We start from the raw sequence: 11,944 nt of genomic DNA, 5'->3' as shown, positions 1-11,944 counted from the left end.
GCATTTCCCGACGGCGACGGCGGCACGAAACGGGCAGTCTGGAAAGCATGCCCAGCCCTGTCAACCAGAGCGCCGGCCAGCGGGTTGACGGAACATGGCGCCGGCTCGGGTCGCTGTTGTGGCCGGCGCGCTGCCTGGCCTGCGGCGAAGCCGGCGACGACCACGACCTGTGCGCGCCCTGCCGCGCCGCCCTGCCCTGGCACCGCAACGCCTGCCTGCGCTGCGCGCTGCCGCTGCCCGCGATGGCGGGCGGCGCAGCGGCGACCGCCGCCTGCGGCCGCTGCCTGCGCCATCCGCCGCCGCTCGACCGGGTACAGGCCGCGTGCCTGTACGCGGCGCCGCTGGACCGCTGGCTGCCGCGCTTCAAGTTCCACCAGGACCTGGCCGCCGGGCACCTGCTGGCGCAACTGCTGGCGCAGGCCTGCGCCGATGCACCGCGACCGCAGGCAGTGGTGCCGGTGCCGCTGCATCGCGCCCGGCTGCGCCGGCGCGGCTACGACCAGGCGCTGGAACTGGCCAGGCCGCTCGCACGCGCGCTGGCCCTGCCGTTGCAGCCACGCCTGCTGCAGCGCGTGCGCGCGACCGCGCCGCAATCCGAGCTCAGCGCCGCGGCGCGGCGGCGCAACCTGCGCGATGCCTTCGTGGTCGCGGCCAATGCCGCGCTGCCCGCGCACGTGGTGCTGGTCGACGACGTGATGACCACCGGCGCCACCCTGCACGCCGCGGCGCGCGCGTTGCGACGCGCGGGGGTCGCGCGCGTGGATGCCTGGGTCTGCGCACGGGTGCCCTGAGCCCCGGCGGCGGAGCCTGGCGCACGGCGGGTGCGTCGCCGGTGATGCCGCGCTGCGTCGGCGGCGTGTTCAGGGCGCGGCCAGCCCGGGCATCAGCGGCGGCACGTAGTCCAGGGTCAGCCCCAGCAGCCACAGCAGGCCCAGCACCAGCGGGATGTGCACCAGCAGCTGCACGAAGGTGAAGCCGACGATGTCGCGCGCCTTCAGCCCGAGCACGCCCAGCAGCGGCAGCATCCAGAACGGATTGACCAGGTTGGGCAGCGCCTCGGCGGCGTTGTAGACCTGCACCGCCCAGCCGAGGTGGAACCGCAGTTCGTTCGCCGCCTGCATCACGTACGGCGCCTCGACGATCCACTTGCCGCCGCCGGAGGGCACGAAGAACCCCAGTACCGCCGAGTAGCCGCCCATCACCAAAGCGAAGGTGTCGTGCGACGCGACCCGGGTGAACAGCAACGACAGCCGGTGCGCGAGGGTCGCGCCGTCGGCGCCGGGCGCCGCGGTCAGGATCAGCGCGATGCCGCCGTACAGCGGGAACTGGATCAGCACACCGGTGGTGGCCGGCACCGCGCGCGCCACCGCGTCGAGGAAACTGCGCGGCCGCCAGTGCAACAGCAGCCCCAGCGACAGGAACAGGAAGTTGTAGGTGTTGAGGTTGGCGATCGCCGTCACCGCCGGCTTGCCGGCGAACTCGACGTACAGCCAGCCGAACGCCAGCAGCGACAGCGCGATCGTGAGCAGGGGACTGTATTCGAGCCATTCGCCGGGACGCGTGCGCGACGGCAGCGGCGCGCGACGCGCGTCGGCGGCATCCGGGAACGCCTCCACGCTGCGCACCGCGTCCCCGGTCGGCGCGGTGGCATACGCCACCGCCAGCGACACCGCGACCAGCGCCGCGGTCAGCAGCAGCGACTGCCACAGCAGGATCGTCTGGGTGAACGGCAGCACCCCGGTGATCGCCAGCAGGCCCGGCGGCATGCTCGCCGGGTTGGCCTGCAGTTGCGCCGCCGATGAACTCAGTCCCAGCGCCCACACCGCGCCGAGGCCCAGGTAGGCGGCCGCACCCGCGGCGCGGTAGTCCATCCGCAGTTCCGTGCGTTGCGCCAGCGCGCGCACCAGCAGCCCGGCGAACACCAGCGAGAAGCCCCAGCTCAGCAGCGAACTGAGCATGCTCACCAGCGCGACGAAGGCGATCGCGCCGCGCCCGGTCCGCGGCCAGCGCGCCAGCGCCGCGATCAGCCGCGCCACCACCGGCGCGGTGGCGACGACATAGCCGCCGATCACCACGAACGCCATCTGCAGGGTGAACGGGACCAGGCTCCAGTAGCCGCCGCCGAAAGCCTCCACGGTCGCGCGCGGGGTCGCGCCGAAGGCCAGCGCCGCGGCCGCGACCACGACCACCCCGAGCACCGCGAACACGTACGCGTCCGGGAACCAGCGTTCGGCGAAAGCGGCGCTGCGCAGCGCCAGCCGCGCCGGCAGGCTGTCCGCGCCGCGCGCGCCCGCGCTCACGCGTCCGGCTGCCACAGCGCCAACGCGATCCCGGCGAAGATCACGGCGCCCACCCAGTGGTTGTGCAGGAAGGCCCGGAAGCAGGCGTCGCGCTCGCGATGGCGCGCGAGCACGAACTCGTACAGCACCAGCAGCAGCGCCAGCCCGAGCCCGTAGCGGTAGAACAGGCCCAGCTGCGCCTCGCGCCCGACCAGCACCAGCGCGGTGAACATCAGCGCGTACAGCAGCGCCTGCGCGACCAGGTCCATGTCGCCGAACAGGATCGCGGTCGACTTGGCGCCCATGCGGATGTCGTCGTCGCGGTCGACCATCGCGTACCAGGTGTCATACGCCGTCGCCCAGAAGATGTTGGCCACGTACAGCAGCCACGCGATCGCCGGCACCTTGCCCTGGATCGCGGCGAACGCCATCGGGATGCCCCAGCCGAAAGCCATGCCCAGGTACACCTGCGGCAGGTAGGTGTAACGCTTGAGGTAGGGGTAGCTCATCGCCAGCAGCACGCCGATGACGCTCAGCCAGATCGCCAGGCGATTGAGCGTGAGCACCAGCGCGAACGCCGCCAGCAGCAGCGCCGCGAACAGCGCCAGCGCCTCGCGCCCGGACACCGCGCCGGTAGCCAGCGGGCGTTCGCGGGTGCGCTGTACGTTGCCGTCGAGCCAGCGGTCGGCGTAATCGTTGACCACGCAGCCGGCCGAGCGCATCAGCCACACGCCGGCACTGAACACCAGCAGCGGCCACAGCGGCGGCACCCCGCCGGCGGCCAGCCACAGCCCCCACCAGGTCGGCCACAGCAGCAGCAGCCAGCCGATCGGGCGGTCGCCGCGCACCAGTTTCCAGTACTGGCGCAGGCGCTCGCGCCAGGCCGGCGGCGGCGGCGGGACCGGGGTGTAGTCGCGTTCGTAGCCCATCGTCGACCAGCCTAGCAAGCCCGGGAACCGCCGGCGCCGTTCGCGCAGGTTCGGGCAATCATGCGAGAATGCGGGCCCCGCGGCTTGCTCGACCGCCACGGAACGGCCCCCGCGCCCGTAGCTCAGCCGGATAGAGTAGTGGCTTCCGAAGCCATTGGTCGGGGGTTCGAATCCCTCCGGGCGCGCCATTGTTCCGCTGCTGGCTCGGCTTGCCGGTCTTTCAAACGCATACAGCGGCCAGGCCGCGACTGATTGGGTGGATCGTGCGCAATTACGACCTCGACTTCCTGAAGAAATTCTCGCTGGTGCTGGGCTTCCTGGTGGTGGTCACGCTGGGGCTGATCCTGCTGGCCTCGCACCTCAACGGGCTGATCCCGACCGAGGTTTCGCCGCAGGCCGCGCAGCGCACGCAGGCCCGGATCGCCCCGATCGGCGCGGTCTACGCCGGCGCCACTGGCGCCGCGGCGCAGGCGGCGGCCAGTGCCTCGGCGGCCGCGGCGGCGGCGTCGCAGGTCGCCTACGGCGGCACCCTCGATGGCGGCGTGATCTTCGGCAACCTGTGCACCGGCTGCCACACGTCGGGCGCCGGCGGCGCGCCGACGCTGGACAAGGCCCACTGGGCCGCGCGCCTGCCGCAGGGCAAGGACACGCTGCACAAGCACGCGATCGAGGGTTACACCGGTCCCGATGGCTTCGTGATGCCGCCCAAGGGTGGCAATCCGGCGCTGACGGACGAGCAGGTGATCGCCACGGTCGACTGGATGCTGGCCAACATCAAGTAACGCGGAGCCGCCACGCGTCACCGCCAGACGGCACCCGCAGGGGTGCCGTTTTCGTTGCAGCAGCGTGGCCACCGCGGCGCGATCACGGGCCCGGCTGCGGCCGCGCGGCTATCATGGGCGCATGCCCGCGCCCGCCTTTCCCACGGAATCTTCCACGCTGCAGCTCGACGGCCCCGTCGGCGCGCTCGAGCTGGCGGTGGACCTTGGCGATGCACCGCGGCGGCCGGCGGTCGCGATCGTCTGCCACCCGCTGCCGACCGAGGGCGGCAGCATGCACAACAAGGTGGTGACCATGGCCGCGCGCGCGCTGCGCGAACTCGGCCTGGACACGGTGCGCTTCAACTTCCGCGGCGTCGGCAACTCGGCGGGCAGCTTCGACGATGGCGACGGCGAAAGCGACGACCTGCGCGCGGTTGCCGCCTGGGTGCGGGCGCAGCGCCCGGATGCGGCGCTGTGGCTGGCCGGTTTCAGCTTCGGCGCCTACGTGTCGCTGCGACTGGCCGCGGAACTGCAGCCGGCGGTGCTGGTCTCGATCGCGCCGCCGGTCGGGCGCAGCTGGGAGTTCGCCGCGATCGTGCCGCCGACCTGCCCGTGGCTGGTGCTGCAGGGGGATGCCGACGAGATCGTCGACCCGCAGAAGGTGGCCGACTGGACCGCGCGCCTGCCCGAGCCCCCGGAACTGGTGCGGATGCCCGACACCGGCCATTTCTTCCACCGCAAGCTGATGGACCTGCGCGGCGCGATCAAGCACGGCGTGCGCGCATTCCTGCCGGCGCCGGCGGCCGCGGCCGGCACCGCGCATGGCCCAGGCTGACGGCGCGCTGCCTTCGCAGCGCTATGCCGCCGGCATCGCCCGCGGCGACTGGCAGGACGACCCGGCGCAGCACCCCGTGCTGCGCGAGCTCGACCGCATCCACGCCGCGTTGTGCGAACCGCTGCCCGGCGGGGTGCTCGGGCGCCTGTTCGGGCGCGACCCGGAAACCCCGCGGGGGCTGTACCTGTGGGGAGGCGTCGGCCGCGGCAAGACCTTCCTGATCGACCTGTTCTTTGACGGTTTGCCGATCACGCAGAAGCGCCGCACCCATTTCCATCGTTTCATGCGCTCGGTGCACGAGCGACTGCGCGCGCATGCCGGCCAGCGCGATCCGTTGCGGGCGATCGCGCGCGAATGGCGCGCGCAGCTGAGGGTGCTGGTGCTGGACGAGTTCTTCGTCAGCGACATCGGCGACGCGATGCTGCTCGGGCGCCTGCTCGAACGCCTGTTCGCCGAAGGCGTGGTGCTGGTGACCAGTTCCAACACGCCGCCGTCGCAGCTGTACCACGACGGCCTGCAGCGCGCGCGATTCCTGCCCGCGATCGCGCTGCTCGAGCGCCACTGCGCGGTGCTGCACCTGGACAGCCCGCAGGATTACCGGCTGCGCGCGCTGACGCGTTCACCGGTGTACCGGCAACCGCTGGACGCCGATGCCGACGCATGGCTGGCCTCGCGCTGGCACGAACTGGGCGGCGGCGACGCCCACCGCGATGCCGGGATCCAGCTCGACGGCCGCCGCATCGGCGTGCGCGCGCGCGGCGACGGCATGGCCTGGTTCGATTTCGCCGCACTCTGTGAAGGCCCGCGCGCGGCCGCCGACTACATCGAGATCGCACGCGAATTCCACACCGTGCTGCTCGGCGGCATCCCGGTGATGGATGCGCGCAGCGACGATGCCGCGCGCCGCTTCGTCACCCTGGTCGACGAGCTCTACGACCGCCACGTCAACCTGGTGTGCACCGCCGCCGCGCCGCCGACCGCCCTGTATGCCGGCGAGCGCCTGGCCGCGGCCTTCGAGCGCACCGCGTCGCGACTGATCGAAATGCGATCGTGCGAATACCTGGCGCAGGAACACCGCGGCTGAGCCGCGACCCGCAAGGTAAAATCCGGGCATGACCACGCACGACCTCCCGCTGGGCCGCCACGTCGCCTATCCGAGCGGCTACGACGCCTCGCTGCTGTACCCGATCGCGCGCACGCTGGGCCGCGCCGCGCTCGGGATCGCCGCCGACGACGCGCTTCCATTCATCGGTATGGATCGCTGGCACGCCTACGAACTGTCGTGGCTGGACCTGCGCGGCAAGCCGGTGGTGGCGACGATGACCCTGTCGGTCCCGGCCGACACGCCGAACCTGGTCGAATCCAAATCGCTCAAGCTCTACTTCAACTCGTTCAACGCCAGCCGCTTCGCCGATGTCGCCGCGGTCCGCGCGCGCATCGCCGACGATCTGTCGCGCGCCGCGGGTGGCGCCGTGACGGTGGCCGACGGCGTGCCGGCAGCGGCGGACGACCGCGACGCGGTCCTGCTCGACGGGCTCGACATCGCCATCGACCACTACGGCCCCCCCGACGCCGGCTTGCTGCATGGCGACGACGACGACATCGCCGACGAAACCCTGCGCTCGGACCTGCTCAAGTCCAACTGCCCGGTGACCGGGCAACCGGACTGGGCCAGCGTGCGCATCGCCTATCGCGGCCCGCGCATCGACCGCGCCGGACTGCTGCGCTACCTGGTCTCGTTCCGCGACCACGCCGAATTCCACGAGCAATGCGTGGAACGGATCTTCGTCGACCTGCTGGCGCGTTGCCGGCCGCAAGCGCTGTCGGTGGAGGCGCGCTACACGCGCCGTGGCGGCCTGGACATCAATCCGTGGCGGGCGACGCCGGGCTGCACGCCACCCATGCCGGCGCGCGACCCGCGGCAGTAAGCCTTGCGCGCCGTGGTTTCACGCCGGCGCGATCCATCCTTAACACGCGCCATGGGAGCCTGCGCCAGCCAAGACGGCGCAGGAGGCCCGCACCATGACCCCGCAGACCCCGAAGGATCCCGACGACCTCTCGCTGCAGCCCAGCAGGAGCGCCGGCACCGGGACCGGCAAGCCCGACTTCTCCACTGTCCGCGGCCACGCCGGCACGGTGCCTGTTGGCGGCGGGAGCGGCAGGCCCGACTTCTCCAACGTCCAGGGCCACGTCGACACCGTGCCCGGGGACAGTGGTGGCGGTGGCGGCGCCGGCGAGCAGGGCTACACCGTGCGCAAGGGCGACACGCTCTCGGCCATCGCCCAGCACCACTACGGCAAGGCCAGCCGCTGGCACGCGATCTTCGACGCCAACCGCGACCAGCTCGACGACCCCGACCTGATCAAGCCCGGCCAGGTGCTCAGGCTCCCCGCCATCAACGATTGAATCCCCCCAGGAGAACCACCCATGACCCGCAATCCACTGCATGCCGCGCTCGCGGCCACCCTGTTCGCCAGCCTGGCGATGGTCGGCTGCAAGAAGAACGCCGACACCACCGCGGACACCCCGCCGCCGGCCAGCACGCCCGCGCCGACCACGCCGGCCCCGGTCGAACCTGCCCCGGCACCGGCGGCGATGGCGGTGACCACGGTCGATCTCGGCAACGCGGTCGGCGCCGACAACCGCGTCGCCGCGCCGATGACCAGCTTCGCCACCACCGACACGATCCATGCCTCGGTCGCCACCGACGGCGCCAGCGCCGGCAACCTCACCGCGAAGTGGACCTTCCAGGACGGCCAGGTGGTCGACACCCAGGACAAGGCGGTGGCCGCCGGCCCGCAGGTGACCGACTTCAGCATCAGCAAGCCCGACGGCTGGCCGGCCGGCAAGTACACGCTGGAAATCTCCAGCGGCGGCATGGTGGTGCAGACCCGCGAGTTCGAGGTCAAGTAACGCCCGCCGCCACGGCGGAAACGAAAAGGGCGCGATCGCAGGATCGCGCCCTTTTCCATGGGAGCCTGCGCCGGGCCGCTGTAGCCGGGCACGCCTTCGCGGTCCCCCGCGGCCGCGCACATGCCACCAACGCGCTGCAGCCGGACACCAACCGCCGCGCGGCTCAGTACCCGAGCGCCGCCGCCAGTTCCCGCGTCGGGCTGCCCAGCACGTCCTCGGAGTAGAAGCGCTTCCAGCGCACCGCGGCATCGGGATTGATCGCGTTGTGCAGGTGGAACTTGAGGTCGCCGCTCATGCGCGACGCGCTGGCCACGCCATCGGTCATGCGCCGGTCCATGTCGTCGTACGGGTTGGCCATCGCGCTTTCGTAGGGGATGCCGATGAAGTCGCAGACGCGGCGCAGCACCGCCTCTGGTTCGACCACCAGGTCCTCGTACTGCACCTGCAGCCAGCGCCCCGCAGGCACCTGCTTCGAGATCTCCAGCGTGTTCTGCTGCGCCAGCAGCCAGGTCAGCTCGGCGAGCTCGCGGCTGCCGATGCCGCCGTCCTGCGCCGCGCTCGGCGGCAGCAGGCGCTGCATCGACGATTCCTCGTACGAACGCACCATGCCCAGCGGATGGCGCACCAGGTGGATGTACAGCGGATCGACGAAATCGCGGTCGATGCGCTTGAGGATGTCGACGTCGACGATGTACCACGGCGTCTTGTCCACCAGCAGCCGCTCGCCCTGCAGCGGCGCCTGCAGCTCGCGGTAGAACGCCTTGGTGGTCATGCCCTGCTGCTCGCAGTCGGCGACGAACGCCAGCGCCCGCGCCGCGTCCCAGCCGTTGAGCTGCATCAGCGCGCGCGCGACGCCCTCCAGCAGGTGGTCGGTGTGCGGGCGGGTGAGCGCCTTGCGCCGCTCGGCCATGGTCCGGTACGGCAGCAGGTGCAGTTCCGGCGGCGCGAACAGCCTGGAGTTGCCGGCCAGCAGGATGCGCAGCAGGGTGGAACCCGAGCGCGGGGGCGAGAGCACGAACACGGCGCGTTCGTTCTTCGGCGTGCCGTCGTCGTGCAGGTCGCGCACCGGGAAGCGGCCGCGGAAGCTGTCGAGCATCGCGGCGGTGACGCGCTGCGCTTCCGGGACCGAGGTCACGCGCTGGGTTTCGCCCACCGCCGGGCTGGCGGGGGCCGCGGGCACGCCGTTGTTCAGGCGCCCGGCGACGAATTCTGCGATCTGCCGCACGGTCACGTCGTCGACGTATTTCCCGCCCTGCATCAGCAGGTCCTGGAAACCGAGCTTGGTCTTGAACTCGCTCTCGATGGCGACCGCCATCTGGATGAAGTCGATCGACGCGAAATCGACATCCCCGACCATGGTCGTGTCGGAGGTCATGCCGCCTTCGATTTCGACGTCCCAATCGCGGGTCAGGTCGGCGATCACGCCGATGACCCGTTGTTCCACCGCATCAACCGTGTACACGTCTGCTCTTCCCCAATCACTTGCCGCCATCGATGCCGCCGCGCTCGAGGCCGGCGGCTGGCATTGCCAGTTGCCGACGTCGCCCGCGAGGCCTCCCTGAAACCCGCATCCCGGCGCGCTCCCCGGCAGGTTCCGGGATACGGGACGCAATGGCCGACGGTCATCGATGCCAGCCCTTGCCGACGCCTCCCGCCTGCCCGCGCCGCTTCGGAATTTCCGCCCCAGTCGAGGAACCAACGCGGAATGCAGCTGTCCGCGGCCACGCGCCGTACGGCCACGGTTGCCAGCGTCATGATCGCCCCGCATCGACGCTGCAGGCGGACCCGCGCCGGTTGCCTACCTACCGGCTTGAGTCTACCTGCAATCGGCGGCATTCCCGCTTCGCCAAGCCGGATTGGATCGGCAAGACCGCAGTGCGCGACAATGGCCGCCTTTCCGCCACGCATCGCCGCCCATGCCCGACACCGCGCAGATCCTCTGGACCCTCACCGACGAGGCGCCCTTGCTCGCCACCGCTTCGTTGCTGCCGATCGTGCAGGCCTATGCCGCAGCGGCGGGGGTCGAGGTCGGATCCCGCGACATCTCGCTGGCCGCGCGCATCCTCGCCCATTTCCCCGACCTGCTCGGCGACAAGGCGGTTGCCGACGACCTCGCCTGGCTCGGCGAGCTGGCGACCACGCCGCAGGCCAACATCGTCAAGCTGCCCAACATCAGCGCTTCGGTGCCGCAGCTCAAGGCGGCGATCGGCGAACTGCAGGCACGCGGGTTCGCGCTGCCGGACTATCCCGACGAACCCCGGGACGAGCGCGAGAAAGGCATCAAGGCGCGCTACGACAAGGTCAAGGGCAGCGCGGTCAACCCGGTGTTGCGCGAGGGCAATTCCGATCGCCGCGCGCCGGCCTCGGTGAAGGCCTACGCCCGCCGGCACCCGCACCGGATGGGGGCATGGAGCGCAGGTTCGAAGTCCCACGTCGCGCACATGGACGGCGGCGATTTCTACGGCAGCGAGCAGTCGGCGCTGCTGGCGCAGGCCGGCAGCGTCAACGTCGAACTGGTCGGCCACGACGGCCGCCGGCACATGCTCAAGACCGGCATCGCGGTGCAGGCCGGCGAGCTCATCGATGCCTCGGTGATGTCGGCCGCCGCGCTGTCGGATTTCCTCGACGCCCAGATCGACGACGCGCTGTGGCAGGGCGTGCTGTTCTCACTGCACCTGAAGGCCACGATGATGAAGGTCTCCGACCCGATCATCTTCGGCGCCGCCGTGCGCGCGTTCTACCGCCCGGTGCTGCAGAAGCACGCCGCCGCGCTGGACGAAGCCGGATTCGATCCCAACAACGGCATTGGCGACCTGTACGCGCGGCTGCCGTCGCTACCGGCCGACACCCAGGCCGCGATCCGCGCCGACATCGAAGCCCTGTACGCGCAGCGCCCGGCGCTGGCGATGGTCAATTCCGACAAGGGCATCACCAACCTGCACGTGCCCAGCGACGTCATCGTCGACGCGTCGATGCCGGCGATGATCCGCGACTCCGGGCGCATGTGGAACGCCGGGGGCGAGCTGCAGGACACCAAGGCGGTGATCCCGGATCGTTGCTATGCCGGCATCTACCAGGTGGTGGTCGACGACTGCAAGGCGCATGGCGCGTTCGATCCGGCGACGATGGGCAGCGTGCCCAACGTCGGCCTGATGGCGCAGAAGGCCGAGGAATACGGCAGCCACGACAAGACCTTCCTGATTCCCGCCGCCGGCAGCGTGCGCGTCACCGACGACGCCGGCAACGTGCTGATGGAGCACGCGGTCGAGGCCGGCGACATCTGGCGGATGTGCCAGACCCGCGACGCCCCGATCCGGGACTGGGTGAAGCTGGCGGTGGCCCGCGCGCGGCTGTCGGGCACGCCGGCGGTGTTCTGGCTCGATCCGCAGCGCGCGCACGACCGCAACGTGGTCGCGAAGGTCGAGCGCTACCTGCGCGACCACGACACCGCTGGCCTCGACATCCGCATCCTGTCGCCGGTGGAGGCGATGGCGCTGTCGCTGCAACGCATCCGCAACGGCCAGGACACGATCTCGGTCACCGGCAACGTGCTGCGCGACTACCTCACCGACCTGTTCCCGATCATGGAACTGGGCACCAGCGCCAAGATGCTGTCGATCGTGCCGCTGATGGCCGGTGGCGGCCTGTTCGAAACCGGCGCCGGCGGCTCGGCGCCCAAGCACGTGCAGCAGTTCCTCGCCGAGGACTACCTGCGCTGGGACTCGCTGGGCGAGTTCCTGGCACTGGCGGCCTCGCTCGAGCACCTGGCCCATGCCACCGGCAATGCCGGCGCCAGGGTGCTGGCCGACGCGCTGGACCAGGCCACGGCGCTGTTCCTGGACAATGACAAGTCGCCCAGCCGCAAGCTCGGCGGCATCGACAATCGAGGCAGCCATTTCTACCTGGCGCTGTATTGGGCGCAGGCGCTGGCGGCGCAGGACGCCGACGCCGGGCTCAAGGCGCGCTTCGCGCCGCTGGCGAAGGCGTTGGCCGACAACGAGCGCAGGATCGTCGACGAGCTGCTCGCGGTGCAAGGCAAGCCGGTCGACATCGGCGGCTATTACCGGCCCGACGCGGAGAAGATGTCGCGGGCGATGCGCCCCAGCGCCACCTTCAACGCCGCGCTCGCGGCGCTGTAGCCGCGCGGCGGGCGCCGGCTGCGCGATCGCACCGGCGCGGCAGCCCGGATCACGCCGGGCAAACGCGCCGTGGCCGCGCAATGCGCGG

11 protein-coding genes and 1 tRNA gene are annotated in these 11,944 nt (G+C 71.2%); 9 read left to right on the top strand and 3 right to left on the bottom strand.

Annotated features, from left to right (window positions below; genetic code table 11):
• Positions 1–47: 47 nt before the first annotated feature.
• A complete protein-coding gene (locus MQC88_RS10310; RefSeq protein ID WP_243321696.1) occupies positions 48–791 on the top strand; it encodes a ComF family protein in 744 nt (247 codons plus the stop codon).
• Between the two features lie 69 nt (positions 792–860).
• Here MQC88_RS10310 and MQC88_RS10305 read toward each other — a convergent pair whose 3' ends face one another.
• Together MQC88_RS10305 and ubiA are read right to left on the bottom strand one after the other, a co-directional pair.
• The gene (locus MQC88_RS10305) at positions 861–2,300 is read right to left on the bottom strand and encodes a short-chain fatty acid transporter (RefSeq protein ID WP_243321694.1); all 1,440 of its coding nucleotides are present in this window, start codon (positions 2,298–2,300) and stop codon (positions 861–863) included.
• Positions 2,297–3,208 carry a 4-hydroxybenzoate octaprenyltransferase gene (ubiA, locus tag MQC88_RS10300; protein ID WP_243321692.1) on the bottom strand — a complete coding sequence of 304 codons (912 nt, stop codon included), beginning with the start codon at positions 3,206–3,208 and terminating at the stop codon, positions 2,297–2,299. Before ubiA ends, MQC88_RS10305 begins: the two co-directional genes overlap by 4 nt.
• Before the next feature lie 111 nt (positions 3,209–3,319).
• Here ubiA and MQC88_RS10295 point away from each other — a divergent pair.
• From MQC88_RS10295 to MQC88_RS10265, 7 genes are all read left to right on the top strand, one after another.
• Positions 3,320–3,396: transfer RNA gene (locus MQC88_RS10295), tRNA-Arg, on the top strand.
• 75 nt (positions 3,397–3,471) lie between these two features.
• On the top strand, positions 3,472–3,990 hold the full coding sequence (locus MQC88_RS10290) for a c-type cytochrome (protein WP_243321691.1): 519 nt from the start codon (positions 3,472–3,474) through the stop codon (positions 3,988–3,990).
• A gap of 121 nt (positions 3,991–4,111) precedes the next feature.
• Positions 4,112–4,804, top strand: coding sequence for an alpha/beta hydrolase (locus tag MQC88_RS10285; RefSeq protein WP_243321690.1), 693 nt, complete (start codon positions 4,112–4,114; stop codon positions 4,802–4,804).
• Positions 4,791–5,888 (top strand): cell division protein ZapE, encoded by a 1,098-nt coding sequence (gene zapE, locus MQC88_RS10280; protein ID WP_243321688.1) that lies wholly within the window; start codon positions 4,791–4,793, stop codon positions 5,886–5,888. The genes MQC88_RS10285 and zapE overlap by 14 nt, the downstream gene beginning before the upstream one ends.
• Positions 5,889–5,916: 28 nt before the next feature.
• Positions 5,917–6,732 (top strand): NADPH-dependent 7-cyano-7-deazaguanine reductase QueF, encoded by an 816-nt coding sequence (gene queF, locus MQC88_RS10275; protein WP_243321687.1) that lies wholly within the window; start codon positions 5,917–5,919, stop codon positions 6,730–6,732.
• Positions 6,733–6,826: 94 nt separating this feature from the next.
• Entirely contained in the window at positions 6,827–7,210 is a 384-nt protein-coding gene (locus MQC88_RS13130; RefSeq protein WP_254713303.1) for a LysM peptidoglycan-binding domain-containing protein, read from the top strand.
• Positions 7,211–7,231: 21 nt separating this feature from the next.
• Positions 7,232–7,717 (top strand): DUF3244 domain-containing protein, encoded by a 486-nt coding sequence (locus MQC88_RS10265; RefSeq protein ID WP_243321685.1) that lies wholly within the window; start codon positions 7,232–7,234, stop codon positions 7,715–7,717.
• Positions 7,718–7,880: 163 nt separating this feature from the next.
• On the opposite strand, the gene MQC88_RS10260 is transcribed toward MQC88_RS10265, so the two are convergent.
• Complete coding sequence (locus MQC88_RS10260; RefSeq protein ID WP_243321683.1) at positions 7,881–9,179, bottom strand: sulfotransferase; 1,299 nt, start codon at positions 9,177–9,179, stop codon at positions 7,881–7,883.
• Between the two features lie 454 nt (positions 9,180–9,633).
• On the opposite strand from MQC88_RS10260, the gene MQC88_RS10255 reads away from it, so the two are divergent.
• Positions 9,634–11,856: an NADP-dependent isocitrate dehydrogenase gene (locus tag MQC88_RS10255; RefSeq protein WP_243321681.1), complete on the top strand. Its 2,223-nt coding sequence runs from the start codon at positions 9,634–9,636 to the stop codon at positions 11,854–11,856.
• Positions 11,857–11,944 lie beyond the last annotated feature (88 nt).

The organism is Cognatiluteimonas sedimenti (assembly GCF_022808325.1).
Lineage (GTDB): Bacteria > Pseudomonadota > Gammaproteobacteria > Xanthomonadales > Xanthomonadaceae > Cognatiluteimonas > Cognatiluteimonas sedimenti.
The sequence above is the reverse complement of the archived record's forward strand: the minus strand, read 5'-3'. Positions and strand labels throughout refer to the sequence as shown.

Excerpts from the sequence above, each read along its gene's own strand:
- MQC88_RS10310 (WP_243321696.1), top strand. The coding sequence starts at position 48 with ATGCCCAGCCCTGTCAACCAGAGCGCCGGCCAGCGGGTTGACGGAACA.
- ubiA (WP_243321692.1), bottom strand. The coding sequence starts at position 3,208 with ATGGGCTACGAACGCGACTACACCCCGGTCCCGCCGCCGCCGCCGGCC.
- MQC88_RS10285 (WP_243321690.1), top strand. The coding sequence starts at position 4,112 with ATGCCCGCGCCCGCCTTTCCCACGGAATCTTCCACGCTGCAGCTCGAC.
- zapE (WP_243321688.1), top strand. The coding sequence starts at position 4,791 with ATGGCCCAGGCTGACGGCGCGCTGCCTTCGCAGCGCTATGCCGCCGGC.
- queF (WP_243321687.1), top strand. The coding sequence starts at position 5,917 with ATGACCACGCACGACCTCCCGCTGGGCCGCCACGTCGCCTATCCGAGC.
- MQC88_RS13130 (WP_254713303.1), top strand. The coding sequence starts at position 6,827 with ATGACCCCGCAGACCCCGAAGGATCCCGACGACCTCTCGCTGCAGCCC.
- MQC88_RS10265 (WP_243321685.1), top strand. The coding sequence starts at position 7,232 with ATGACCCGCAATCCACTGCATGCCGCGCTCGCGGCCACCCTGTTCGCC.
- MQC88_RS10255 (WP_243321681.1), top strand. The coding sequence starts at position 9,634 with ATGCCCGACACCGCGCAGATCCTCTGGACCCTCACCGACGAGGCGCCC.